Annotated in this window: 19 protein-coding genes, 1 pseudogene and 1 riboswitch; of the genes and pseudogenes, 11 read left to right on the top strand and 9 right to left on the bottom strand. The window is 69.4% G+C overall.

Annotated elements, in window-relative coordinates; translation table 11 throughout:
• Window positions 1-85: 85 nt before the first annotated feature.
• Window positions 86-1,330 carry a multidrug effflux MFS transporter gene (locus ABE487_RS01330; RefSeq protein ID WP_346452614.1) on the bottom strand — a complete coding sequence of 415 codons (1,245 nt, stop codon included), beginning with the start codon at window positions 1,328-1,330 and terminating at the stop codon, window positions 86-88.
• A 384-nt stretch (window positions 1,331-1,714) separates the two neighbouring features.
• A riboswitch (glycine riboswitch) is annotated at window positions 1,715-1,810 on the top strand.
• Between the two features lie 84 nt (window positions 1,811-1,894).
• On the opposite strand from ABE487_RS01330, the gene gcvP reads away from it, so the two are divergent.
• Entirely contained in the window at window positions 1,895-4,906 is a 3,012-nt protein-coding gene (gene gcvP, locus ABE487_RS01325) for an aminomethyl-transferring glycine dehydrogenase (protein ID WP_346452613.1), read from the top strand.
• Between the two features lie 110 nt (window positions 4,907-5,016).
• On the opposite strand, the gene ABE487_RS01320 is transcribed toward gcvP, so the two are convergent.
• From ABE487_RS01320 to ABE487_RS01290, 7 genes are all read right to left on the bottom strand, one after another.
• Window positions 5,017-5,283 carry a hypothetical protein gene (locus tag ABE487_RS01320; RefSeq protein WP_346444998.1) on the bottom strand — a complete coding sequence of 89 codons (267 nt, stop codon included), beginning with the start codon at window positions 5,281-5,283 and terminating at the stop codon, window positions 5,017-5,019.
• Window positions 5,273-6,001, bottom strand: a complete 729-nt coding sequence (locus ABE487_RS01315; RefSeq protein ID WP_346449029.1) for a glycosyltransferase family 2 protein — start codon at window positions 5,999-6,001, stop codon at window positions 5,273-5,275. The genes ABE487_RS01320 and ABE487_RS01315 overlap by 11 nt, the downstream gene beginning before the upstream one ends.
• The gene (locus tag ABE487_RS01310) at window positions 5,998-6,603 is read right to left on the bottom strand and encodes a class I SAM-dependent methyltransferase (RefSeq protein ID WP_346449027.1); all 606 of its coding nucleotides are present in this window, start codon (window positions 6,601-6,603) and stop codon (window positions 5,998-6,000) included. The genes ABE487_RS01315 and ABE487_RS01310 overlap by 4 nt, the downstream gene beginning before the upstream one ends.
• Complete coding sequence (locus ABE487_RS01305) at window positions 6,600-7,376, bottom strand: PIG-L family deacetylase (RefSeq protein ID WP_346449026.1); 777 nt, start codon at window positions 7,374-7,376, stop codon at window positions 6,600-6,602. Before ABE487_RS01305 ends, ABE487_RS01310 begins: the two co-directional genes overlap by 4 nt.
• Window positions 7,364-8,380: an acyl-CoA dehydrogenase gene (locus ABE487_RS01300; protein ID WP_346452612.1), complete on the bottom strand. Its 1,017-nt coding sequence runs from the start codon at window positions 8,378-8,380 to the stop codon at window positions 7,364-7,366. Before ABE487_RS01300 ends, ABE487_RS01305 begins: the two co-directional genes overlap by 13 nt.
• A 101-nt stretch (window positions 8,381-8,481) precedes the next feature.
• Entirely contained in the window at window positions 8,482-10,881 is a 2,400-nt protein-coding gene (locus tag ABE487_RS01295) for a catalase (RefSeq protein ID WP_346445007.1), read from the bottom strand.
• Window positions 10,882-11,041: 160 nt separating this feature from the next.
• Window positions 11,042-13,954, bottom strand: a complete 2,913-nt coding sequence (locus ABE487_RS01290; protein ID WP_346452611.1) for an EAL domain-containing protein — start codon at window positions 13,952-13,954, stop codon at window positions 11,042-11,044.
• Window positions 13,955-14,199: 245 nt separating this feature from the next.
• Between ABE487_RS01290 and ABE487_RS01285 the strand changes: the two genes are divergently transcribed.
• Window positions 14,200-14,466, top strand: coding sequence for a hypothetical protein (locus ABE487_RS01285; RefSeq protein WP_346445011.1), 267 nt, complete (start codon window positions 14,200-14,202; stop codon window positions 14,464-14,466).
• 137 nt (window positions 14,467-14,603) lie between these two features.
• Here ABE487_RS01285 and ABE487_RS01280 read toward each other — a convergent pair.
• Window positions 14,604-15,105, bottom strand: a pseudogene (locus ABE487_RS01280) (DNA-binding protein); the annotation flags it as partial.
• A 170-nt stretch (window positions 15,106-15,275) separates the two neighbouring features.
• Here ABE487_RS01280 and pyrH point away from each other — a divergent pair.
• The 9 genes from pyrH (at window position 15,276) to fabZ (ending at window position 25,032) form a co-directional block, all read left to right on the top strand.
• Complete coding sequence (gene pyrH / locus ABE487_RS01275; protein ID WP_183425800.1) at window positions 15,276-16,001, top strand: UMP kinase; 726 nt, start codon at window positions 15,276-15,278, stop codon at window positions 15,999-16,001.
• An 89-nt stretch (window positions 16,002-16,090) separates the two neighbouring features.
• Entirely contained in the window at window positions 16,091-16,648 is a 558-nt protein-coding gene (gene frr / locus ABE487_RS01270) for a ribosome recycling factor (RefSeq protein WP_346445013.1), read from the top strand.
• Window positions 16,649-16,789: 141 nt separating this feature from the next.
• Window positions 16,790-17,527, top strand: a complete 738-nt coding sequence (gene uppS / locus ABE487_RS01265; RefSeq protein WP_346445047.1) for a polyprenyl diphosphate synthase — start codon at window positions 16,790-16,792, stop codon at window positions 17,525-17,527.
• Complete coding sequence (locus ABE487_RS01260; RefSeq protein ID WP_346452610.1) at window positions 17,524-18,363, top strand: phosphatidate cytidylyltransferase; 840 nt, start codon at window positions 17,524-17,526, stop codon at window positions 18,361-18,363. The genes uppS and ABE487_RS01260 overlap by 4 nt, the downstream gene beginning before the upstream one ends.
• Before the next feature lie 40 nt (window positions 18,364-18,403).
• Window positions 18,404-19,582 (top strand): 1-deoxy-D-xylulose-5-phosphate reductoisomerase, encoded by a 1,179-nt coding sequence (gene dxr / locus ABE487_RS01255; protein ID WP_346445017.1) that lies wholly within the window; start codon window positions 18,404-18,406, stop codon window positions 19,580-19,582.
• Between the two features lie 9 nt (window positions 19,583-19,591).
• Window positions 19,592-20,956 carry an RIP metalloprotease RseP gene (gene rseP / locus ABE487_RS01250; RefSeq protein ID WP_346445019.1) on the top strand — a complete coding sequence of 455 codons (1,365 nt, stop codon included), beginning with the start codon at window positions 19,592-19,594 and terminating at the stop codon, window positions 20,954-20,956.
• 65 nt (window positions 20,957-21,021) lie between these two features.
• Window positions 21,022-23,541, top strand: a complete 2,520-nt coding sequence (gene bamA / locus ABE487_RS01245; protein WP_346445021.1) for an outer membrane protein assembly factor BamA — start codon at window positions 21,022-21,024, stop codon at window positions 23,539-23,541.
• 13 nt (window positions 23,542-23,554) lie between these two features.
• Window positions 23,555-24,580, top strand: a complete 1,026-nt coding sequence (lpxD, locus tag ABE487_RS01240; protein WP_346445023.1) for a UDP-3-O-(3-hydroxymyristoyl)glucosamine N-acyltransferase — start codon at window positions 23,555-23,557, stop codon at window positions 24,578-24,580.
• Complete coding sequence (fabZ, locus tag ABE487_RS01235; protein ID WP_346445024.1) at window positions 24,577-25,032, top strand: 3-hydroxyacyl-ACP dehydratase FabZ; 456 nt, start codon at window positions 24,577-24,579, stop codon at window positions 25,030-25,032. Before lpxD ends, fabZ begins: the two co-directional genes overlap by 4 nt.
• Window positions 25,033-25,034 lie beyond the last annotated feature (2 nt).

Below are 25,034 nucleotides of genomic sequence, written 5' to 3'. Positions count from 1 at the left end.
GCCCACCCACGCCCCTAATAAACTCGGGTTACTTATTTCTTTTCCCCTTGCATAATTGCAACTCTCACCCCGGCTTTTATCCCTGCTACAGCGGTTCGGTCGGCGGCATCGGGGCAACCTCGCGCGCGGGGGTTGAAGGCGGTGCGCCACGCGCCAGTTCGGCGCGCCAGAACAACCAGCCGACGCACATGAAGCCCGCCGAGGTCAACGCGAGCCCGCGCGGGTGATGGCTGACCAGCGGTGAGAGCACACCCGCAGCGATCGCATTGAGGACCAGGACGACGAACGCCTGGATCGACGACGCCGACCCGCGCTGGCGGGGATACATGTCCAGCACCGCGAGCGCCAGGATCGGAGACACCAGCGCGATGCCGAAGGAATTGAGCATGATCGGCAGCATCGCCCACGGCACCGCGGGCTGGTCGACCAGCAGGTTGTAGCCGAGATTGGCGACCATCGCCACGCCACTGCACGCAAAGCCGATGTTCGCCAGCCGCGGGCCGCTGATCCGTCCTGCGGCCCGGCCCGACAGCCAGGCACCGAGCATCATGCCGGTGATCATCGGGATGAAGAACCAGCCGAACTGGCGCTCGTTGAGGCGCAGCACGTCGACCACGAACACCGGCGTCGAAGCGATGTACAGGAATAGCGCCGAGAAATTGAACGCGCCCGCCCCAGCGATGCGCTGAAACCTGCGGTTGGCGACAATCGCTGCATAGCCGCGCAACAGGCGGAGCGGCGCCGGTGAGATCCGCGCCGACGCCGGATGGGTCTCCGGCAGCCTCAGCCAGCACACCACCAGCAGAAACAGCGAGAACGCGACCAGGAACCAGAAGATCAGCGGCCAGCGCCCCCAGCCGAGCAGCCAGCCGCCGATCACCGGGGCGATCGCCGGGGCGATGGCGAAGATCATCGACACCTGGCTCATCAGCCGCTGCGCATCGTCGCCATGCAGCACGTCGCGGATCACTGCGCGCCCGACGATCAGACCCACGCCCGCCGACAGCCCCTGCAACGCACGGAACGCCAGCAGCGCGCCGAGACTGGTCGACAGTGCGCAACCGATCGAGGCGACCACGAACACCGCCAATCCGCCCAGGATCACCCGCCGCCGCCCGAGTGCGTCCGACAGCGGTCCGTGCACGACGCTCATCAGCGCGTAGGCCACCAGGTACACCGAGATGGTCTGCTGCATCGCGGTCGCATCCGCGCCCAGGTCCGCACCGATCGCCGGGAACGCCGGGAAGATGGTGTCGATCGAGAACGGGCCGAACATCGCCAGCCCGGCCAGCAGCAGGGTCAACAGGCGAATCGGGACTTGCGGGGACATTGACGAGGTCATGGCCATCGTCGGCGGCCCCCGGATGGGCAAACGCACATAGGTGGGAGGTTCGAGAACGGCCGCGCAGCATAGCAACGCGCCCCCGGTCGTCGGGCCGGACGCAGCGTTCCCGGCAAGACCCTCGGCCGCTTGGCGGCGACACGGGCGTGCGGCCAGGCCAGCCGGACCTGGCCGAAGCCCGAGCATCGATCCCCCGCGCGGGCGTCGTGCCCCCCCATGCGCACGCACGCCGGTCCCCGCGCGCTGCTGGCCAAGGCGACGGCGCGCGGTCACGGTATAATCGACGCGCTGCAACCAACCGGTGGGAGAAGCGGGTCCGCCCCGCTGCCGAAGGCGCAACGCCCGTAATCGCTCAGGCCCACGTACCGCCGGCGGGAAAACTCTGGAGAGACCGGTTCGATCCGGCGCCGAAGGTGCATGGGGACGCGTCACCCCCGAACTCTCAGGCAAAAGGACAGAGGGGCACGAGGAAGGCCGGCGCCTTCCGTCGCCGCATGCCGTCCCGGGCGCGGCGCGGCATCCGTCGGCCCGCCGCCCCTGCCGCCCTACCGGATGCCCGCCATGACCGCATCGCCCCTGCGCGACCTCGAACACCCCTCGGCTTTCGTCGAGCGCCACATCGGCCCGAACGACGCCGAGATCGCCCATATGCTCGAGGTCGTCGGCCACGCCTCGCTCGACGCGATGACCGATGCCATCGTCCCGGGCAGCATCAAGTCGGCCGCCGAACTGGCGCTGCCGACCGCGACGACCGAGGTCGAGGCGCTGGCGAAGATCCGCGCCGTGGCGAAGAAGAACACGGTGCTGCGCAGCGTCATCGGCCAGGGCTACTACGGCACCCACACGCCGAACGTGATCCTGCGCAACATCCTCGAGAACCCGGCCTGGTACACCGCCTACACCCCGTACCAGGCGGAGATCTCGCAGGGCCGCATGGAAGCCCTGATCAACTTCCAGACCATGGTCGCCGACCTGACCGGCATGGATATCGCCAACGCCTCGCTGCTCGACGAGGCGACCGCCGCGGCCGAGGCGATGACCCTGGCCAAGCGCTCGGCCAAATCGAAGTCGAATGTGTTCTACGTGGCCGACGACGTGCATCCGCAGACGCTCGACGTGCTGCGCACGCGCGCAGCGGGCCTGGACATCGAACTCGAGGTCGGCCCTGCCGACGCTGCAGCCCAGTCCGACAGCTACGGCGTGCTGCTGCAGTACCCCAACACCTTCGGCCGCATCGACGACCACCGCGCGGTCGCCGCCGCGGTGCATGCGCGCGGCGGCATCGTTGCCGTCGCGGCCGACCTGCTGGCGCTGACGCTGATCGAGGCGCCCGGCGCCTGGGGCGCGGACATCGTCGTCGGGAGCGCGCAGCGCTTCGGCGTGCCGTTCGGCTTCGGCGGCCCGCATGCCGGCTACATGGCCTGCCGCGACGCATACAAGCGTTCGATGCCCGGCCGCCTGATCGGCGTGTCGGTCGACGCCGCCGGCAACCCCGCCTACCGGCTGACGCTGCAGACCCGCGAGCAGCACATCCGCCGCGAGAAAGCGACCTCCAATATCTGTACCGCCCAGGTGCTGCTGGCGGTCATGGCCTCGATGTACGCCGTCTACCACGGCCCGGAAGGCCTGACCCGCATCGCCCGCCGTACCCATCGGTTGACCGCGATCCTGGCCGCCGCGCTGCGCCAGGCCGGCGTCTCGGTCGGCGACGCGTTCTTCGACACGCTGCACGTGACCGGCGTCGACGCCGACGCGCTGCACGCCAAGGCGCGCGCGGCCGGCTTCAACCTGCGGGCGATCGATGCCGCGTCGGTCGGCATCAGCCTCGACGAGACCACCACGCGTGACGAGGTCGTCGCCCTGGCCAAGGTGTTCGGCACCGACGCCGACATCGACGTGCTCGACACGGCGACCGCCGACGCGCTGCCGCAGGCGCTGCGCCGCAACTCGGGCTTCCTGCAGCATCCGGTATTCAACACCCATCACAGCGAACACGAGCTGCTGCGCTACATGCGCACGCTGGCCGACCGCGACCTGGCGATGGACCGCACGATGATCCCGCTGGGCTCGTGCACGATGAAGCTCAACGCCACCGCCGAGATGATTCCGGTCACCTGGCCCGAGTTCGCCAACATCCATCCGCTGGCCCCGGCCGATCAGACCGCCGGCTACACCGAGCTGATCGACGGCCTGGAAGCGATGCTGGTGGAGATCACCGGCTACGACGCCGTCAGCTTCCAGCCCAACTCCGGCGCGCAGGGCGAGTTCGCCGGCCTGCTGGCGATCCGCGCCTACCAGCGCGCGCAGGGCCAGGGCCATCGCGATATCTGCCTGATCCCCGAATCGGCGCATGGCACCAACCCGGCGTCGGCGCAGATGGTCGGCATGACCGTGGTGGTGACCCGCTGCGACAAGGACGGCAACGTCGACATCGACGACATCCGCGCCAAGGCCGAGAAGTATTCCGATCGCCTGGCCGCGATCATGATCACCTACCCGTCCACGCACGGCGTGTTCGAGGAAGACGTGGTCGCGATCTGCGACATCGTCCATCAGCACGGCGGCCAGGTGTACACCGACGGCGCCAACATGAACGCGCTCGTCGGCCTGGCCAAGCCCGGCAAGTGGGGCTCGGACGTGAGCCACCTCAACCTGCACAAGACCTTCTGCATCCCGCACGGCGGCGGCGGGCCGGGCGTGGGCCCGTGCGCGGTGAAGTCGCATCTTGCGCCCTATCTGCCCGCCGCAACCCCGCTTCCCCCGCTCGCGGGGGACGAACCGGCAGGGATTGCCGGTTCGGACGGCAAAGCCGCCCGGAGGGCGAGCGCCACGGATGGCGCGAGTCCAGGTGCCCGCAGGGTGGACGGGGGCGATGGCGCCACTGGCACGGTCGGCATGGTCTCGGCCGCCACCCACGGCTCGGCCTCGATCCTGCCGATCAGCTGGATGTACATCGCGATGATGGGCGCCGACGGCCTGCGCCGCGCCACCCAGGTCGCCCTGCTCAACGCCAACTACGTCGCCAAGCGTCTGGCGCCGCATTTCCCCACGCTCTACACCGGCCGCAACGGCCTGGTCGCGCACGAGTGCATTCTTGACCTGCGCCCGCTCAAGGACGCGACCGGCATCAGCGCCGAGGACGTGGCCAAGCGCCTGATCGACTTCGGCTTCCATGCCCCCACGCTCAGCTTCCCGGTCTCGGGCACGCTGATGGTCGAGCCGACCGAGAGCGAATCGCTGCATGAACTCGATCGGTTCATCGACGCGATGATCCAGATCCGCGACGAGATGCGTGCGATCGAGGACGGCCGCCTGGACCGCGAGGACAATCCGCTCAAGCACGCACCGCACACTGCGATGCAGGTCGCCGCCAGCGAATGGACGCATGCCTATCCTCGCGAGCTGGCCGCGTTCCCGCTCGCGAGCCTGCGCCAGACCAAGTACTGGCCGCCGGTCGCGCGCGTGGACAATGTGCACGGCGACAAGAACGTGTTCTGCAGCTGCATTCCGATCGGCGCCGCCGAAGACGCCCCCGAAGCGTTCAGCGAGCCCGACGTCGCCTGAGCGCGGCCCCGTTGTACCGACGCGATCCCGGGCTCTTTGCCCGGGATCGCCGGATGGCCGGACCGCACACCCCCGCCCCGCACATACTGGGCCGTTCGACATGACGCGGCCTACGCGGCCGCGCGCCGCCGTTTGCGCCAGGTCACGACCTGACCGACGATCGCAGTGATCAGGATGCAGACGTTGGTGACGATGAACACCCAGTCGCCGACCAAAGCGCTGTAGGTGACGAAGCCCGTCGAGGCCGCGATCTGGCCGAGGAACAGCCATTTCGATACCCCACGCGCGCTGTCGTCGCGCAACTGCGTGGCGATCTGCCGCGCCAGTGTGGCCAGCAGGATCACCGAGGCCGCCCAGCCGATCAGTTCAGGGCCCATGCGCCACCGGGAGCGGATCGACCGGGTGCCGTTCGCCGCTGCCGCCCAGGACTGCAGCCGACTGGACGCGCGCCTCGAGCGCGCGCAGGTAGTCGCCGAACCCCTGCCGCGCACGCGGGCTGCGGCGCGCACTGGTGAGCACGATCGGCGCCGCGCAGCGCGCGATCTGCGCACCGCAGGCGACCAAGGCATCGACCAGCGCAACATCCTCGTGGGCGGCGATCGCCGGGAATCCGCCGCAGCGCAGATAGATCTCGGCGGCCAGTCCCAGATTGGCGCCATGGACATGCAGATGGCCGTCGCGCCGTGGATGTCGATGCTCGTGCGCAGCGCGGACGTCGCATGCGTAGTCGAGCCAGTCGTCGACGGCCACCATGCCGCAGAACGCATCGCCCCCACAGGCCAGTTGGCTCGACAGCCAGTCGGGCGGGACCACGGAGTCTGCGTCGGTACTCGCGAGCCAGCGCGCACCGGTGGCGATCGCGGCGCGCATCCCGGCATCGCGGGCGCTGCCGACATTGCCGCCGCAGACCACGAGCCCGGTCGCACCGTGCGCCGCGGCGATCTCGGCACTGCGGTCGCTGCAGCGATCGAGGGCCACGACCACGTGGACCGTCTCGCCTCCAAGCCGCGGATCGGCGGCGGCCATGCGTACCGATGCCAGGCATCGGCCGAGCAAGACCTCCTCGTTGTGGGCCGGCACCACCACACCGATCATCGCAATGCCTCGCGTTGCGCGACCGAGTGCGGCGAGGCCGACCAGCCTTCGAGCAGAAGGTCGGCATCCTCGTAGCGGATCGTCGGCGCACCCAGCGCCTGCGCGATGACGTCATGGACCTGGCGGCCGGTTTGGGGCGCTTCGTCGAACGGGTGCAGCCAATGACAGGCAACGAACGTCCCCGCATCGCGCAGGCTCGTCGGCAGTCGCGCCAACAACCCGTCTAGCGTGTCGGGCGCCAGGTAATAGCCGACCTCGCTGAGCACGATCAGATCGAACGTGCCCTGTGGCCACTGCTGCGGATGGCGCATGGCCTCCACGTGCACGTCGATGCAGGTCGCGGTGCGCGCGCGCGCCAGTTCGACTGCGCGTGGATCGAGATCGGTCGCGAGCAAGCTGCGGCATCGATCCGCGAGCACGGCGGTCAGTTCTCCGTTGGAGCAGCCGATCTCCCAACCGGCGTCATAGGCAGCTGCCGGCAGGCTGGCCAGCAGCAGCGCGCGTTTGCGCGCCTCGTACCAGCGGTGCCGGTAGCCGAATGGATCGTCCTCCGCGTACAGCGCACGGAAGTAGTCGGGTGAGGTGGAGGCGACGGCATTCATGGCAGCAGGACCTCGAAGTCGCGCGAAAAGCGCGCGATCACGTGCGGCGGCAGAATCGGCGTGGCATGTCCGCCAGCACGCTGCGAGACGAAGCAGTCCAGAGCCCGGGCTTTCCTGGCGACCGCCTGCATCGACAACCCGACAGCGTACGCATCAGCAAACGGCGGCGACGCGGCGGCCGGATCCAGCCAATGCCACCCCCAGACGGGAAATTCCTGCAGCGACGCCCCGGCCCGGCGCACGGCGACGGCGGTCGCACGTGCCGTCGCCTCGTGGTCGGGATGCCCGTCGTGCCGCCAGGTGGTCAGCACCCGATCGCCGGCGCGCAATTGCGTGGCAATCCGCTCGGCCAGCGCCGATTCGCCTGCACCGACCCGGCCGTCGCCCAGCGCCAGTGTCGCGATAGTTGCCGGGGCACCGCTGCCGCCCAGCATGTCCAGCGCAGCCCGAAGTTCGGCACGCCGCACGGCCCGTGTATGCGCCGGCGGCCACTGCGGGTCGTCCGCGTAACAGGCTTCGCCATCGGTCACCGAGACCACGTGCACTGGCAGTCCGCGCATGCCCGCCTCGACCATCAGGCCGCCGCATCCGAGCACTTCGTCATCGGGATGCGGCGACACCACCACCAGGCGGGCGACACCGGCCAAGCAAGCATCGGCGGTGACGCGCGGCAGCGCCTGCAGCCAGGCGGACGCACGCCAGTCGCCTTCATGCTGGCCGTCGCCGACGATCGTCGGCGCCGCCGGGGCCCGACGTTCGGCTACAGCGTCCACGCTGCCTCCTGGCGTGCCACTGCTTCGCCCAATGCCGTCCAATCGCGTTCGGCATGACTCTGGCGGATGAACGTCGTGAGGTCCGCGCAACGCCGCGCATGGTCGAAGTCCTCGCACAAGGGGCCCGGGCCCAGTGCGCGGCCGACACGGTCGACGACCTCGGTCGCCACACGCTCGAGCAAGGAGCGCGCCCGGATCACCGCCGCGGTGTGCGGCGCGGCGGGCGCCGTGTCGATCAGCGCTGCGGTCTCGCGCAGCACCGCGGCCGCGGCCGACAACGCGATGTCCACCGCGCCCAGATGCGCGGACGCATGGGCATCGGTGGCGATGCGCGGATGCGTCCGCAGTCGTTCCGCGATCGCGGCGCTCGCGCCGAACCAGCATGCAGCGATGCCCGCTCCCCCGTGCCAGAAGCCCGGCCGCGCCAGATAGGCGCCAGGCGCGCCCACCCGGCTCGCGCGGGCGTCTTCGAAGGCCACGCGCCCACTGTGGACGCGGCCCATGCCCACGGCGTGCCAGCCACCGCGCAGGCGCGCCACGCCGGGCTGGCGCAACTCGACCAGGACCAGGACGCGCTCGTTGTCCTGGTACGCGGTCACCAGTGCGGCATCGACCAGGTCGGCGCCCGAGCACCAGGCCTTGACCCCGTCCAGCCGCCCCTCGGCCCCGTCCTGCGCGACGAACTGCACACGCGCATCCGGCGGCTCGGCGGCCCAGACCGCGAGCAGCCTGTCTGCGGGCGACGACGCGGCGTCGAGTTCGTCTAGGATCGCCAAGGCATCGTAGTGCGCTTCCATCACCTTGACCACGCACAGGTCGCCGGCGGCGATGTGGGCCAGTGCGCGCCACCGCGCAAGCGTCGCACCCGCGCCCGGATGCGGTAACGCAGGCCGCTGCGCCAGGCAGGCGCGGACGTCGGCATGGAGCGGCGTCGTGGCGGCGGCCATGCGGCCGCGTTCGGACACCGGAGGCAGCGACGATTTCGGTATCGCGGACAGGGGCATGGCGTCGGTTCCCGGGAAAGAGGCGACGGGCGCGGCCCGCGGCGACACGAGCGGCGTGGTGCGCGCGGCCGGACGCCGCGCACGCCGTGCGGGGCGTCCGCTCAGATCAACGGCGGGTCGCGTTCGCGATCGAAGTTGCGATGCTGCGCCAGTGCCTTGACGAAGCGTGCAATCGATGTCTTGCCGGCATCGCGCGCCACGATCAGTGCGGCGTCCTCGCCATCGAGCGCAATGCCCGCCGCCTCGAGCAGATCGGTTCCGTTGCCAAAGGCGAGAATCGCCTTGCAGTGGCGGAACTGGTCGCCGACGAACTCCACCGCGCGCCCGTCGCCGGCCAGGCGTGCGACCGCCTTGCCGCCCGGGATCGCGACCCCGTCGAACAGCACCGACGGTTCGTTCTCCAGCGAGGCGTCGGCATCCAGGCTGGCGCCGTCGGCGGCGGTGAACGCGCCCACGCGCGGACCGACCAACCGGCCGACCGCGCCTTCGGCCAGCAACGCCTTCTGCAATGCGGCGACCTGGTCGGCATCGCTGCCCTCACCGATCAGGATCGCGATCTTGCGGGTACGGATGCCCGCCTCGCCCGGCCGCGCCAGCATCGACAGCGCCGGTGACATCTCGACTTCGGGCGACGGCGGGTCGGGCAACACGCGCGGCATCGGCTCGGGCAGCGGCATGCCTAGGCCCTCTGCGACCCGGCCGGCGAGATCGTCGGAGACATTGCGCAGCATCGACACCACCCGCTCGCGGATTGCCGGCACCGTCACCTTCGACAACTCGAAGCGGAACGCGGCGACGATATGCGCCTGTTCGATCTTGGTCTGGCTGTTGTAGAACAACGTCGCCTGGTTGAAATGCTCGGCGAACCGCTCGGGCTTGCCGCGCACCTCATCCTGCTCGACGGGCTCTGGAAACGGCACGAAACCGGCCTTGCCCGCCTGGAACGGGCAACCGCCGCCGAGCGAGTTGGGTTCGTAGGCGACCCTGCCGCGATGGATCGCTTGCCGGTGCATGCCGTCGCGCTGGTTGTTGTGCACCGGTGCGATGGGCGCGTTGATCGGCAACTCGTGGAAGTTCGGGCCGCCGAGCCGCGAGATCTGGGTGTCGACGTAGGAATGGATGCGACCGGCGAGCAGCGGATCGTTGGTGAAGTCGATGCCCGGGACCACGTGCGCGGTACAGAACGCGACCTGCTCGGTCTCGGCGAAGAAATTGTCCGGATTGCGGTTGAGCACCAGACGGCCCAGCGGGGTCAGCGGCACCAGTTCCTCGGGCACGAGCTTGGTCGCGTCGAGCACGTCGAACGAGAAACGCTCGGCATCGTCTTCGGAGAACACCTGCACCGCCAGTTCCCACTCCGGATACGCGCCCGCCTCGATCGCATCCCACAGGTCGCGGCGATGGAAATCGGGATCACAGCCGGAGGTCTTGACCGCCTCGTCCCACAGCTGCGCGTGCGTGCCGAGCACGGGCGTCCAGTGAAACTTCACAAACGACGACACGCCCTCGGCGGTCACGAAGCGGAAGGTGTGCACACCGAAGCCCTGCATCATGCGATAGCTGCGCGGGATCGCCCGGTCCGACATCTGCCACAACAGCATGTGCGTGGACTCGGGCATCAGCGAGACGAAGTCCCAGTACGTGTCGTGTGCGGAGGCCGCCTGCGGCATCGCATGGTGCGGCTCGGGCTTGACCGCATGCACCAGGTCCGGAAACTTCATCGCATCCTGGATGAAGAACACCGGGATGTTGTTGCCGACCAGGTCCCAGTTGCCTTCGTCGGTGTAGAACTTCACCGCGAACCCACGCACGTCGCGCGCGGTGTCCTTCGAGCCCCGCTCGCCGGCCACGGTTGAAAAGCGCACGAACACCGGCGTGATCTTGCCCGCCTCCTGGAACGGCGCCGCACAGGTCAGCGACGGCACCGCGTCGTAGCATTCGAAGTAGCCATGCGCGCCGGACCCGCGCGCGTGCACGATGCGCTCGGGAATGCGCTCGTGATCGAAGTGGGTGATCTTCTCGCGGAGGATGAAGTCCTTGAGCAGCGCCGGGCCGCGCAGGCCCGCCTTGAGCGAGTCCTGGTTGTTGGCGACAGGCACGCCCTGATTGGTGGTCAGCCGCTGCCCGGCGGGGTCGACGCGGACGCGGTCGAGCGACTCGACGGTGGGATTGGCACCGGGCGCGGGCCGCGTGCCGACCTTCGCCGACGTATTGGACTCGCCCAGCGTGCTGGCCGTCGGCAGGTCCGAGGGCGGCGTCGCCTGCTGCCCGGCCGGTGGCGTGGTGGCGCGATCGCGGCCGTACTCGGACGCCTTGTTCTGGTTGTGGGTGAACGCGGCGGCAAGATGCTCGGTGTCGGCCGCCTGGCCGGCCTGCAGATCACCGGTACCGGGCGCGGGCGCCTTCGACGCGGCGCTGTCGGAAGCACGCGCGGCGGATGTCTGCTGCGCGGCGGCATTCGACGACGCGGACCGCTTGGGGGACTTTGGGGACTTGGCCATCTCGGTGCTGCTCCTGGGTCGCCGGGGATCCAAGCTCCGCACGCTAGAGCGGGCGATGTGCGCAAGCCGTGCACAGCGATCGCCGGCCCGCGACCGACCACGTCAGTTGTGCCGGCCATGCGCACAGGTTCCGCGCGCACGTCCGGCATACCGCCATTCGTCACCTTGCCTGCAACAGCGCGAGCGCATCCTCGAACGGCATGGGCCGCCCGAAGTGGTAGCCCTGCGCCTGATCACAGCCATGGGCGATCAGCCAGTCGCATTGCGCCGCGTCCTCGACGCCTTCGGCGATGATCGACAGCCCCAGGCCGTGGCCCAGGTCGATCAGTGCACGACAGATCGCTGCGCTGTGCACATCATGGGCGACGTCCCGGACAAAGACGCGATCGATCTTCAGCGCATCGAGCGGCAGATCGCGCAGGTACGCCATGCTGGAAAAGCCGGTGCCGAAATCGTCGATCGACAGACACACACCTTCGTCGCGCAGCCGGCCCATCTGTGCGCGCACCGCATCGGGATCGCGCAACAGCACACTCTCGGTCAGTTCGAGATGCAGGGCGCCTGGGCGGAGCGCCTGCGTCTGGCGCAGCGCGCGGATCGCCTCGACGGGCAGTCCGGCCTCGAACTGTACCGCCGAGACGTTCACCGCGATCGCGACCTCCGCCCCGGCCTCGGCCAGACGCTGACTCGCACGCGCGGCTTGATCGATGACCCAAGTGCCGATCGGCACGATCAGACCCGACTCCTCGCACAGCGGCACGAACTGCGCGGGCGGTACGAAACTGCCGTCGGCCTGGCGCCAGCGCAGCAGCGCCTCGAAGGCCACGATGCGGCCATCGTCCAGGCGTTGGATCGGCTGATAGAACAGCTCGAACTGCCGCTGGTCGAATGCCTTGCGCAGCCGCCTGAGCAGCGCCAACCGCTCGGCCGCCTGCGCGGCCATCTCCGTGTCGTAGCGGACCACCGCAGTCCGCCCGCGCCGTGCCTGGAACGCGGCCAGTGCGGCATGCGCGATCACGTGCTCGGCGCCGCCGTCCTCGCACGGTCCGTCGGCCAGCCCGATCCAGGCCTCGAGCGGGAACATGCCCGCGTCGGCTTCCACCGGCGACTGGCTGGCCGCGACCAGGTCCTCGACCAGCGCCGGCAGGTCCGCAGGATCGAACGCTGCAATCGCGAAAGTCTCGGGCGGCGCATGGCCGCCGAGTCCGTAACGCTCGGCGATCCGCGCAAAACGGCCGGCCGCTTCGCGCAGCACCGCCTCCCCGGTCCGGCGCCCCAGGGTGGGGGCGATCAGCTCCAGGTCGCGCAGTTGCACGTAGGCGACCGCGAACCCATCGCAGGGCCGCAACGCACACTGCGCGTCGATCTGCTGGGCCAGCGCGGCGAGCGTCAACATGCCGGTCGCCGGGTCGTGGCTGGCGCGCCAGGCAAGTTCGCGTTCGTAGGCCAGGCGCGCGCCGATATCCTCGGCCAGCACCAGCCGCGCGCGTCCGACCTCCATCTCGATGTCGCGGGCGTGGACGCGGGCCTGGATCCGTCGTCCATCCCGCGTGACCAGCGTCCAGGTCCGCTCGCTGCTGCCCTCGCCGCGACGCAGGATCACGTCGGTGCCGGCGTCGCGATCCTCAGGCGCGAGCAGATCGGTCACGCGCATGCCGACGAAGGTCTCGCGGCTGTAGCCGTACACCTCCATTGCCGCCTCGTTGACCGCGAGCACGTCCAGCGTGCCCACGTCGTAGAGCCAGGCCGGCAGCGGATTGCGCTCGAACAACTGGCGGAACTGCATCTCCGCACGCTCGATCCGCATCTGCGCATCGCGGCGCTCGGTGATGTCGATCACCGTCCCGGTCATCACCTCGCGACCGCCGTCGGACACGGTCGCCCCACTGCCCTTGAGCCAGCGGGTGCGCCCGTCGGGCAGCATCACCCGGTACTCCTGCTCATAAGGCTGGCGCCTGCGGCGCAGATCGCTGAACTGCTCGAACGCCCGCGCACGGTCGTCGGGATGCATGTGTTCGAAGAACGCCTCCAGCGCAATGGTGCCGCCTTCGGGCACAAGGCCGAACAGCGCCGCCATCTCATCGGTGACGCGTACCCGGTCGTCGCCGGCCTCGACCCGCCACACACCGATCTGCGAGGCCAACTGCGCCTGGCGCAGCCAGCGGGTCTGGGTCTCGATCTCGGCCAGCAGATCGGCCTGCGCACGTTCGTTGGCGCGCAGCCGGACCAGCACCGCGGCCAGGGCGATCCAGTACGCCACGACCAGCGCCAGCGCCGTCCCGACATAGACGCGCCAGGGCGCGAGCACCTCGCGCACGCTCAGCCCGCCACTGACCACAAGCGGATAGTCGCTGGTCCGGCTGAAGCCCATCGCCCGCTCGATGCGGTCGAGCTGACTGACCCGAAGAATGTTGAAGCGCGCGCCATGCAACGCCGCCGAGGCCGGCAATTCGACCTGCTGGCCGACCTGCGAGGGCCCACGCCCGAACCGCGACACCACCCAGCCATCGTGGGTGTAGATCACGATGCTGCCGAAGCGACCGACATCGAAGCCTTCGGTCATCGCGTCGAACTCCCGGGTCAGCAGCCTGGCCACCAACCAACGGCCATGGCCGTCGGGAAAGGCCAGCGGCAGCTCCCAGCCGGCATCGCCGTGCCGCAGCGCGCCTACGCGAAGCGCCGTCGCCCCGGACGCCGCCGTCTTCCAGACATGCAGCTCGGATGCGTCGGGACCTGCCGACAGCGCGCGCCCCTGCGCGTCGTAGAGCACGATCGAAGCAAGCTCGGCATGACGCGCGACGACGCCGGCTATCGCGTCCTGCGCCGACGCCGGCTCACCGCCGATTTCCGCTGCGATGCCGCCCAGGGCGCGCTCGATGTTGCGCAGTTCCAGATGCAGCAACCGGTCCACGCCGGTCGCCATCGTCAGGCTTTGGCGATCGGCGGCCTGCATGCGCGTCTGCCGGTCGAGCAGCAACAACACGATCAGGCCGACGGTCATCGCCGCGCCCAGGGCGATGCCGATCGCGCGCACAGTCGCCACCGACGGCCGGCGCCTGCTGTCCCCTCTCATGGCCTGCTTCCTCGGCATCCCGGCTCCCCTGGCCTGGCCACGCGCTTGACCCCCTCCGACGGCAGCAGACGTCACCATGCGGCAGCCACTCACCATACGAGGATGGCCACAGTCACCGTGTGCGCCGCGTCACGCTCTTCGATACACAAAGCTACGCCCCGCGACACCCACGGACAAGCGATTCACGCCCCGCTCGCGCGCCGGCTGGCCACCATGGCGCTCCCCCGCCCTCCAGGAGCGCTGCCATGTCGCGCAAACCCGACACCGGCTCGGATGCCCATTCCGACCAGCCGCAGCAGGCCGACAATGTCGCCGTCAACGACCGGATCGCCGCCCGCGGCGCCGACTATGCGCACGACAACAACCCGTCGGCCGAGGGCAACGATCCAGCGCTGATCGCCGGTCCGAAGTTCGCCCGTCGGGTCAAGGCCGACGGCACGGTCGAAGCTGCATCGCCGGATGCCGACCGCCAGAGGTCCGACGACGACACGGGCGACACGGCGCCCGGCTGAGCCGGCCACACGGTCTCGCGCTGTGTCCGGCATGGCGCTGTGTGAGGCGGTCGGCACGGGCCGCGCCTTCGGGACGCCGGTCCGGATTCGCTGATGCGGTACCGCGACAACCGGTCGCCCGACATGGGAGGTCCCCCCTCATCCTGCGCGCGCGTTCGCGCGGCCTTCCGCGCAGCCGCCTTGCGACCGGCCGCCCCCTTAGGTCTTGGCGGCCTTCTTCGCCGCGGCCGAGCGGTCGGCCGCCGTGCGCTTGGACGCCGCCTTCTTGGCCTGGCTCGATAGCGCCTGCTTGCTGGCGACCTTCTTGGCCGGCGTCTTCTTGCTCGCGGTCTTGAGCGCCTGCTTGGCGCCGCGCGACCGGGCCGCCGAGGGCTGCGCATCAGTGCCGGCCTTGGCGGCGTCCTGTGCGGCTTTGGTCTTCGTCGCCTTGGACGCCGTCTTGCCCGGCTTGGCATCGATCCCCGCGCGTCGCGCCTTCGACAGGCCGATCGCGATCGCTTGCCTGGTCGATTTGGCACCGTGCTTGCCCTGGCGGACGTGCGCGATCTCCTCGCGCACGAACTCACCGGCCTGGGTGCTGGCGGACTTGCCCGCCCGCTTGGCCCTTGCGGCCCGGGCGGTGGTTGTCTTCTCCGGCATGGCTCGCTCCCGCGATGGACGAGGGCTGCAATTAGCAAGTCATCGATCAAGCGTACGCGAACGATCCCTGCGGTTTCGCCCTGCCTTGCGCGAAAAATGCGGCACACGACGTGAGCGCGAATGGCGTCGATCTTCTAGAATTCACGCGCCCCCAACCTCCGGAGTCCGCCATGACCTCACCTCTCGCCTATCGCCGCGTCCTGCTCAAGCTGTCCGGCGAGGCGCTGATGGGGGACGAGGACTACGGCATCGACCCAAAGGTGATCGGCCGGTTGGCCGAAGAGGTCATCGAGGCGCAGAAGGCCGGCGCCGAACTCGGCCTGGTGATCGGCGGCGGCAATATCTTCCGCGGCGCCGGACTGGCCGCCGGCGGCATGGACCGGGTGACCGGCGACCAGATGGGCATGTTGGCCACGGTCATCAATGCGCTGGCGATGCAGGACGCGCTGGAAAAGCGCGGTGCGCGCGTGCGGGTGATGAGTGCGATCAAGATCAACGACGTCTGCGAGGACTACATCCGCCGCCGCGCGATCCGTCATCTGGAAAAGGGCCGGATCGGGATCTTCGCCGCAGGCGTCGGCACCCCGTTCTTCACCACCGACTCGGGCGCGGCGCTGCGCGCGATCGAGATCGGCGCCGACCTGTTGCTCAAGGCGACCAAGGTCGACGGCGTCTACGACGCCGACCCCAAGAAGGTGCCCGGCGCCAAGCGCTACGACCGCCTGACCTACGACGAGGTGCTGGGCCAGGGCCTGGAGGTCATGGACACCGCAGCCTTCGCGCTCGCCCGCGATTCCGACCTGCCGCTGCGCATCTTCGACATGGGCCAGCCCGGCGTGCTGCTGCGGATCCTGCGCGGCGAGCCGATCGGCACCCTCGTCCAGGGACGCGGCTGAACCCGCCAACAGGCACGGGGCGACCGCCGCCCCGCGCCAGTCCCGGCCGCTTATAATCCCCCGATTCAGCACACGGACCGGGGGCGCGCATGCTCAACGACATCAAGAAAGACACCCAGACCCGCATGGCCAAGAGCGTCGAGGCCCTGCGCCACGCCCTGGTCAAGGTCCGCACCGGCCGCGCCTCGACCGCACTGGTCGACCACCTGAAGGTCAATTACTACGGTTCGGACATGCCGCTGACGCAGGTCGCCAGCGTCACCGTGACCGACGCCCGCTCGCTGACCATCACCCCCTGGGAAAAGCAGATGGTGGGCGCTGTCGAGAAGGCGATCCTGGGTTCCGACCTCGGCCTGACCCCCAATACCGCCGGCACCACGATCCGCCTCAACATCCCGGCCTTGACCGAGGAGCGTCGCCGCGACCTGACCAAGCTCGTCCACGGCGAGGGCGAGGACGCCAAGGTCGCGATCCGCAACATCCGCCGGGACGCCAACCAGCAGGTCAAGGAATTGCTGAAGGAAAAGCTCGTCTCCGAGGACGACGTGCGCCGTAGCGAGGACGAGATCCAGAAGATCACCGACAAGGCGATCAAGGACGTCGACGACGTGGTCAAGGCCAAGGAACAGGAACTGATGGCGGTCTGAGGGCCCGTGATGGGTGATTCGCCCTTCGTGATTGGTCAACAGCCAGAACCAGAGCCAGAGGCCATTCCCTTGTCCGAACCCTCGCCCCCGCAGGACTCCGCCGTTCCCGATCACCCATCACCCAGCACCAATCCCGGCGATGTGCCTCGGCACGTGGCCATCATCATGGACGGCAACGGCCGCTGGGCGGCGCGCCGACGGCGCCCGCGCGCGATCGGGCACCGCGCCGGTGCGCGGACGGTCAACCTGTGCATCGACTTCTGCCTGGAACGCGGCATCGAGGCGTTGACGCTGTTCGCGTTTTCCAGCGAGAACTGGGGACGGCCCGAGGACGAAGTCGGGGCACTGATGAAGCTGTTTCTCGGCGCGCTCGATCGCGAGGTCGGCGAGCTGCACCGCCGTGGCGTGCGCCTGCGCTTCATCGGCGAACGCGCGCGTTTTGGCGAGGCGCTGGGGGCCCGCATGGCCGCGGCTGAGGCGCAGACCGCCGGCAACACGCGGCTGGCGCTGAACGTGGCGGCGAGCTACGGCGGCCGGCAGGACATCGCGATGGCGGCGCGCGCCCTGGCCCAGGACGTGGCCGCGGGTCGCCTGCGCCCGGAAGACATCGACGAGGCGGCGGTCGGTGCGCGGGTCGCCCTGGCCGACCTGCCGGCACCGGACCTGTTCATCCGCACCGGGGGCGATCTGCGCATCAGCAACTTCCTGCTGTGGCAGCTGGCCTACACCGAGCTGTGGTTCACGCCGACCCTATGGCCCGAACTGGGGGTGGCGGAACTCGAGCAGGCCCTGGCCGCCTACGGCTCGCGCGAGCGTCGATTCGGCCTGACCGGCGAGCAGATCGCCGCGACTGCGCCGCACAAGGAGAGCATCGAATGACAAGCACGCGCATCCTCGCCGCGCTGCTGATGGCCCCGACTGCCATCGCCGCCGTGCTGCTGCTCAACACCCCGTGGATGGCGGCGGTCTCGGCCATGGTCTTCCTCGCCGCGCTGTGGGAATGGCTGCGGCTGGCCGGCGTCGAGGACACGCTCGCGCGCACTGCGCTGCTGCTGCTGAACCTGCTGCTGATGGTCGCCATCGTCTGGGGATCGGCCACCGGCGGCGGCTCGCTGGTGCTGCTCAAGATGCTGGCCATGGTCGGCGTGCTCTGGTGGCTGGCGGCGGCGCTGTGGCTGCGCCACTACGATTTTGCCGCCGCCCCCGATGCCCGCGGGCGGATCCTCAAGCTCGCCGCCGGCACGCTGGCGGTGATCCCGGCCTGGGCGGCGCTGTGCGTGATCCATGCCAACGAGGGCGGCGAGCACGGCAACCGCTGGCTGCTGCTGGCGCTGGCGATCGTCTGGGCCACCGATACCGGCGCCTATTTCGCCGGCCGCCGCTTCGGGCGCCGCAAGCTGGCGCCGCGGATCAGCCCCAACAAGACCGTCGAAGGCCTGGCCGGCGGCATCGTTGCCGGCCTCGTCGTCGCGCTGGCTTTCGCGCCGCTGGCCGGCGCGCAGGTCGCACAGCTGCCGCTGGTCGCCGTGGTCGCGGTGTTGACGGTGCTGGCCTCGGTGGTCGGCGACCTGTTCGAAAGCCTGCTCAAGCGTCAGGCCGGCGCCAAGGACTCGGGCACCCTGATTCCCGGCCACGGCGGTGTGCTCGACCGCATCGACAGCGTGCTCGCCGCGCTGCCGGTGTTCGCGTTCGGGCAGATCTGGCTGGGCTTTTGAACACGATGGCCGCCCCACTGCGCCGCCGGGCCGACGCCCGATGATCCGCCACGTCGCCGTGTTCGGCGCGACCGGCTCGATCGGCACGTCGGCGCTGGACGTCATCGCCCGACATCCGCAGCGCCTGCGCGCCAGCGTGCTCGCGGCCGGCAGCAACGTGTCTGCACTGATCGCGCTGTGCGTCGCGCATCGGCCCGACCACGCGGTGATCGCCGACCCGTCGGGCCTGGAGGCGCTGCGCACTGGGCTGCACGCGGCCGGCCTGGGCACGCAGGCCCACGCCGGCATGGCGGCGCTCGAAGCGCTCGCGGTCGACCGCCAAGCCTGCGACACGGTGGTCGCGGCGATCGTCGGCGCCGCCGGACTCGACTCCACGCTCGCCGCCTTGCGTGCCGGCAAGCGGGTCCTGCTGGCCAACAAGGAGTCGCTGGTGCTGGCCGGGGACCTGATGATGCGCGCCGCACGCGAGGCCGGCGCGACCATCGTGCCGATCGACAGCGAACACAACGCGATCCACCAGTGCCTGCCCGCCGACGGCGACCGCAGCGGCGTGGCGCGGATCGTGCTCACCGCGTCCGGCGGTCCATTCCGCGGCCGCAACCGGGCGGCGCTTGCCGAAGTGACCCCGGCCCAGGCGGTCGCCCACCCCAAGTGGTCGATGGGGCCGAAGATCTCGGTCGACTCGGCCACGCTGATGAACAAGGGGCTGGAGCTGATCGAGGCCCACCATCTGTTCGCCACGCCCTCCGAGCGCCTGGACGTGCTGGTGCACCCACAGAGCCTGGTGCACTCGCTGGTGGAGTTCATCGACGGTTCCACCCTCGCCCAGCTCGGATTGCCGGACATGCGCACCGCGCTCGCGGTCGGCCTGGGCAGCCCGGAGCGCATCGCCTCGGGCGTCTCAGGCCTGGACCTGCTGCAGCATGGCCGGCTCGACTTCGAGGCGCCCGACACCGACACCTTCCCCTGCCTGGCCCTGGCGCGCGCGGCGTTGATCGCCGGCGGCACCGCGCCAGCGTTGCTGAACGCGGCCAACGAAGTGGCGGTTTCAGCGTTTCTTCAGGGACGGATTCGTTTTCTAGCCATTCCGGCGCTGGTCGAGCATGCGCTCGCCGCGCTGCCCACCCTGCCCGCCGATTCGCTGGATGTTTTGCGCGATGCCGATGCGCAAGCCCGGCGCGCCGCTGGGCAGGCGATCGATTCCGGCGTGGTCCATTGAGCGTGCGCGATGTCTGAATTCCTCGGCTCGGTGTGGTGGCTGATCGTCAGCCTGGGCGTGCTCGTGACCTTTCACGAGTTCGGGCACTACTGGGTTGCGCGTCGCTGCGGGGTCAAGGTGCTGCGCTTTTCGATCGGCTTCGGGCGTCCGTTGTGGTCGCGCCGCGGACGCGACGGCACCGTGTACCAGATCGCGATGCTGCCGCTGGGCGGCTACGTCAAGATGCTCGACGAGCGCGAAGGCGCGGTGCCCGCCGACCAGGCCGCCCAGGCCTTCAACCGGGCCTCGGTGTGGAAGCGCATCGCGATCGTCGCCGCCGGCCCGCTGGCCAACTTGCTGCTGTGCGTGGCGCTGCTGTGGGCGATGTTCGTGATCGGACGGCCCGACTACGCGCCGGTGGTGGGCCAGAGCACGGGCATCGCCCAGGCGTCGGGCCTGCAGCCCGGCGATCGGGTCGACCAGGTCGGCAACCGGGCCACCCCGACTTGGTCTGAGGTCCACCAGGCACTGCTGCCGGCCGCACTCGACCATCGCGACATCGCACTGCGCGTCACCGATGCCGGCGACCGCCAGGTCGTGCGCGACCTGCGCCTGTCGCAATTGCCCGACGGCTTCGACCAGCGGCGCTTCATCCAGGCCATCGGCCTGCTGCCGCGGCACCTGCTGGTGCCGCCGCTGGTGGGACGGGTCGAGCCCGACAGCGCGGCCTGGGGCATCCTCGCCGAAGGCGACCGTGTGACTGCGGTCGACGGCAGCCCGGTGCGCGCATTCGAGGACATCGGCCCGCTGGTCCAGCGGTTGGGGGAGCGCGGCGGTGCGGCGATGGTCGAGGTCGCCCGCGACGGCGAGCGCCTGGCGCTGGAGATCACCCCCGGACGCATGGACCTGCCCGACGGCCGCGGCCAGTACTGGGCGCTGGGCATCGCGCCCCCGCGCAACCTGCCCATGCCCCCGAAGGATGCGATGCAGCGCTACGGTGTGCTCGCCGCCGCGCCGGTCGCGGTGCGCGAAGTCGGCCATCTGACCGGCCAGTTGGTCGGCATGATCGGGCGGGCGTTCTCCGGCCGGGTGGCCCTGGAGAACACCGTCGCCGGGCCGATCACCATTGCCCGGGCGGCCAATACCTACGCCCAGCAAGGCGCGGCCTGGTATCTGACGATCCTCGCCCTGCTGTCGCTCAGTCTTGCGATCCTGAACCTGCTCCCGATCCCCCTGCTGGATGGGGGCCACCTGTTGTATTACCTTATCGAGTTGGTCAAAGGCAGCCCCGTGAGCGAGCGCACGATGGTGGCCGGGCAGTACGTCGGCCTGGCCCTGCTGGCCAGCCTGATGGGCCTGGCGTTCTACAACGACATCCTGCAACTGGTGCGCTAGACAACCGCCCCGACCCGGTTTCCGTCGCCCTGCGCCGGACTCCCTCCCCTACCCGGACCCGAAGAATGACGCGTATCCCCGACCGCCGCCTGCTCGCCCTCGCCCTCGCCGCGGTGATCGCCGCTCCGGCCTGGGCCCAGACGACGGCCAACGCACCTGCCGCGCCCGCCGCGGCGCTGCCACCGCTCGCGCCGCCGGCTGCCAGCAGCTTCACCGTCAGCGACATCCGCGTCGACGGCCTGCAGCGCATCGGTGCCGGCACGGTGTTCACCTACCTGCCGATCGAGCGCGGCGACGCGGTCAACCAGACCCGCATCTCCGAGGCGGTCCGCGCGCTCTATCGCACCGGGTTCTTCGAGGACATCCAGGTCGCGCGCCAGGGCGACATCCTGGTGTTCACGGTCACCGAACGGCCGGCGATCAATCGGCTGACACTGACCGGCAACAAGGACATCAAGACCGAGGACCTGACCAAGGGCCTCAACGACATCGGTCTGTCGGAAGGCGAGACCTTCGACCGCCTCGATCTCGACCGCGTGACCCAGGAACTGGTCCGCCAGTACAACAACCGCGGCAAGTACAACGTCAAGATCACCCCGACCGTTTCGCGACTGGACCGCAACCGGGTCGACATCGCGATCAACATCGAGGAAGGCAAGGCGGCCAAGATCCGCCACATCAACATCATCGGCAACGAGGTCTACGACCTCGATACGCTGACCGACAACTGGGAGTCGGGCGAATCCAACTGGCTCAGCTGGTACCGCCGCGACGACCAGTACTCGCGCGAAAAGCTCGAGGGCGACCGCGAGAAGCTGCACAACTTCTACCTCGACCGTGGCTACATCGACTTCAGCGAAGACAGCATCCAGGTCGCGATCAGCCCCGACAAGGCCGACATGTTCATCACCGCCGGCATCACCGAAGGCGAGATCTACAAGGTGTCGGACGTGCAGATCACCGGCAACACGGTGCTGCCCAAGGAGGAGATCGAGAGCCGCGTCTTCGTCAAGAAGGACCAGGTGTTCTCGCGCGCGTTGCTCGAGCTGAGCTCCGATGCGATCACCGCCACGCTCGGCAACATCGGCTACGCGTTCGCGCAGGTCAATCCGATCCCCGAAGTCGATCGCGAGAACCGCACCGTGGCGATCAACCTGCAGGTCGTGCCCGGCCCGCGCGTGCAGGTGCGGCGCATCCAGTTCAAGGGCAACAGCCGCACCTCCGACGAGGTCATCCGCCGCGAGATGCGCCAGTTCGAGGGTAGCTGGTACTCGCAGGCCGCGATCGACCGCTCCAAGGTCCGACTCCAGCGCCTGGGCTACTTCGAATCGGGCAGCGTCAATGTCGAGACCCAGCCGGTGCCGGGCAGCAACGACCAGGTCGATGTGGTGTTCAGCATGACCGAGACCACGTCGGGCAGCTTCGTGTTCGGCCTGGGCTACTCCCAGCTGGCCGGCGTGACCACATCGGTCCAGCTGTCGCAGAACAACTTCCTGGGCAGCGGCAACAGGGTGTCGGTCGAGGCGCAGCGCAACACCTACTTGCAGCGCTACTCGTTCTCGTTCATGAATCCGTACTTCACCGACGGCGGCATGTCGCTGGGCTACAACCTGTGGTGGCGCGAGTTCGACAACTCCAAGTTCAACACCGCGCAGTACTCGTCGACCAGCGCCGCCGGCCAGGCCATCCTGGGCATCCCGCTGACCGAGAACGACTCGATCTCGCTGCTGTTCGGCGTCGACCGCAACCAGATCTTCGCCTGGCGCGGCTCCTCGCCCGACTCGATCGTCGACTACATCGAGGCGTTCGGCTCGCGCACCTTCCACGCCTGGCGCAGCGAACTGGCCTGGGCCCGCGATACCCGCAACGACTATCTGCAGCCCACCCGCGGCATGATGCAGCGCGTCTCGCTGGAGGCCACCCTGCCCGGCTCGACCGCCGAGTACTTCAAGCTCAACTACGAGATCTCCAAGTACTGGCCGCTCAGCCGCTATCTGGTGCTCAACACTCGTGCCGAGATCGGCTACGGCGACAGCTACGGCGACGACATCGTGCGCAACACCTGCTACGTCGCATCGACCGAGGCCAATCCCAATCCGACGCCGAGCTCGCCGTGCGAGCCGACCTCGCCCGATTACGTGCGCACGGTGACCGCCTCCGGCCTGCCGTTCTTCGAGAACTTCTACGCCGGTGGTGCACGCTCGGTGCGCGGCTTCCGCGACAACACCCTGGGCCCGCGCGAGACCGCGTTCGCCAGCAGCTACCGGCAGCCGATCGGCGGCGCGGTCAAGACCGTCGGTTCATTCGAGATGTTCTTTCCGCAGCTGATCAAGTCCCCGGCCGCGCGCATCTCGGCGTTCGTCGACTTCGGCAATGTGTTCCGCAACATCGATTCCTGGGATGCCAAGGAACTGCGCGCCTCGGCGGGCGTGGCGCTGATGTGGCGTGCGCCGGTCGGCCCGATTTCGATCAGCTACGCCTACCCATTGCGCAGCCAGAAGGAAGTCCGCGGCGGCTCGGGCGAGCTGATCCGTGGCGGCGACGAGCTCGAGCGCCTGCAGTTCACGTTCGGCGGCGCGTTCTGAGCCGCCTGGACCGATGACTGCCCATGCGCCCCTCACCGCCCGCGCGCTCGCCGACCGCTTCGCGCTGACCGTCCACGGCGATCCCGGCGTCGCCGTCGTCGGCGTCGCCACACTGTCGGCGGCCGGTCCCGACCAGCTCGCGTTCCTGTCCAACCCCCGCTACCGGCCGCAGCTCGCGCACACCGCGGCCGGCATCGTCGTGTTGCGCGAGGCCGATGCGGCGGAATTTGCGGGCACGGCGCTGATCGCGCGCGATCCCTACGTCGCTTACGCGAAGATCGCCGCGCTGTTCGCGCCGCGCGCCGATGCGCCTGCAGGCGTCCATCCTTCCGCCGTGGTCCATGCGACCGCGTCGGTCGATCCCACGGCGTCGATCGGCCCGATGACCACGATCGGCGCGCGCAGCGTGATCGCTGCCGGCGCGACCATCGGCCCGGGCTGCACGATCGGCGAGGACTGCGTGGTGGGTGAAGGTGCGCGGCTCGTCGCACGGGTGTCGCTGGTCAAGCGCGTCCGACTGGGCCAGCGTGTGACCGTCCATCCCGGCGCCGTGCTCGGCGCCGACGGCTTCGGCCTGGCGATGGAGGGCGGCCGCTGGCTCAATGTGCCTCAGCTCGGCGGCGTGGTGGTCGGCGACGACAGCGACATCGGCGCCAACACCACGATCGACTGCGGCGCCCTCGAGGACACGGTGATCGAGGAGGATGTGCGCTTGGACAACCTGATCCAGGTCGCGCACAACGTCCACATTGGTGCACATACCGCGATCGCCGGCTGTGTCGGCATCGCCGGCAGCACCCGTATCGGCCGCTACTGCATGCTGGCCGGCAAGGTCGGCGTGGCCGGCCATCTTGAAATCTGCGACAAGGTCGTCGTCCACGCGATGACGATGGTGTCGGCTTCGATCACCGAGCCGGGCGAGTACTCGTCCGGCATTCCTGCCCAGCCCACCCGGGAATGGCGCAAGAATGCCGTGCGGATCCGCCAGCTCGATTCGCTCGCCCGCCGCATCGGCGCGCGCGCAAAGGGGGATGAATGACGTTGGACCTGACGCTGCCGATCGACATCGGCGGCATCCGCAAGCTGCTGCCGCACCGCTACCCGTTCCTGCTCGTCGACCGCGTCGTCGAGTTCGAGTCGGGCAAGCGCGTGCTCTGCTACAAGAACGTCTCGGCCAACGAGCACTTCTTCCAGGGCCATTTCCCCGACCATCCGGTGATGCCGGGGGTGCTGGTGATCGAGGCGCTGGCGCAGGCCGGCGGCATCCTGAGCCACCTCAGTCGCGGCCGCACCTGCGAGGGCGCGCTGTCGTACCTGGTCAAGGTCGATGCGGCGAAGTTCTCGCGCATGGTCGTACCTGGCGACCGGCTGGAGCTGGAGGTGAGCATCAAGCGCGAGATCCGCAACATGACGCTCTACAGCGGCATCGCTCGCGTGGACGGCCACCAGGCCGCATGCGCGGACATCCTGTGCGCGGAAGTGAAGGACTGACG

Source organism: Luteimonas sp. TWI596, from assembly GCF_039674105.1.
Classification (GTDB): domain Bacteria; phylum Pseudomonadota; class Gammaproteobacteria; order Xanthomonadales; family Xanthomonadaceae; genus Luteimonas.
Note: the sequence above shows the minus strand (reverse complement) of the source record. Positions and strands in the feature narration are given on the sequence as shown.

What these genes read in the sequence shown, in the direction of transcription:
- ABE487_RS01330 (WP_346452614.1), bottom strand. Translation starts at nt 1,330, where the DNA reads ATGTCCCCGCAAGTCCCGATTCGCCTGTTGACCCTGCTGCTGGCCGGG.
- gcvP (WP_346452613.1), top strand. Translation starts at nt 1,895, where the DNA reads ATGCCCGCCATGACCGCATCGCCCCTGCGCGACCTCGAACACCCCTCG.
- ABE487_RS01320 (WP_346444998.1), bottom strand. Translation starts at nt 5,283, where the DNA reads ATGGGCCCTGAACTGATCGGCTGGGCGGCCTCGGTGATCCTGCTGGCC.
- ABE487_RS01315 (WP_346449029.1), bottom strand. Translation starts at nt 6,001, where the DNA reads ATGATCGGTGTGGTGGTGCCGGCCCACAACGAGGAGGTCTTGCTCGGC.
- ABE487_RS01310 (WP_346449027.1), bottom strand. Translation starts at nt 6,603, where the DNA reads ATGAATGCCGTCGCCTCCACCTCACCCGACTACTTCCGTGCGCTGTAC.
- ABE487_RS01300 (WP_346452612.1), bottom strand. Translation starts at nt 8,380, where the DNA reads ATGCCCCTGTCCGCGATACCGAAATCGTCGCTGCCTCCGGTGTCCGAA.
- ABE487_RS01295 (WP_346445007.1), bottom strand. Translation starts at nt 10,881, where the DNA reads ATGGCCAAGTCCCCAAAGTCCCCCAAGCGGTCCGCGTCGTCGAATGCC.
- ABE487_RS01290 (WP_346452611.1), bottom strand. Translation starts at nt 13,954, where the DNA reads ATGAGAGGGGACAGCAGGCGCCGGCCGTCGGTGGCGACTGTGCGCGCG.
- ABE487_RS01285 (WP_346445011.1), top strand. Translation starts at nt 14,200, where the DNA reads ATGTCGCGCAAACCCGACACCGGCTCGGATGCCCATTCCGACCAGCCG.
- pyrH (WP_183425800.1), top strand. Translation starts at nt 15,276, where the DNA reads ATGACCTCACCTCTCGCCTATCGCCGCGTCCTGCTCAAGCTGTCCGGC.
- frr (WP_346445013.1), top strand. Translation starts at nt 16,091, where the DNA reads ATGCTCAACGACATCAAGAAAGACACCCAGACCCGCATGGCCAAGAGC.
- ABE487_RS01260 (WP_346452610.1), top strand. Translation starts at nt 17,524, where the DNA reads ATGACAAGCACGCGCATCCTCGCCGCGCTGCTGATGGCCCCGACTGCC.
- dxr (WP_346445017.1), top strand. Translation starts at nt 18,404, where the DNA reads ATGATCCGCCACGTCGCCGTGTTCGGCGCGACCGGCTCGATCGGCACG.
- rseP (WP_346445019.1), top strand. Translation starts at nt 19,592, where the DNA reads ATGTCTGAATTCCTCGGCTCGGTGTGGTGGCTGATCGTCAGCCTGGGC.
- bamA (WP_346445021.1), top strand. Translation starts at nt 21,022, where the DNA reads ATGACGCGTATCCCCGACCGCCGCCTGCTCGCCCTCGCCCTCGCCGCG.
- lpxD (WP_346445023.1), top strand. Translation starts at nt 23,555, where the DNA reads ATGACTGCCCATGCGCCCCTCACCGCCCGCGCGCTCGCCGACCGCTTC.
- fabZ (WP_346445024.1), top strand. Translation starts at nt 24,577, where the DNA reads ATGACGTTGGACCTGACGCTGCCGATCGACATCGGCGGCATCCGCAAG.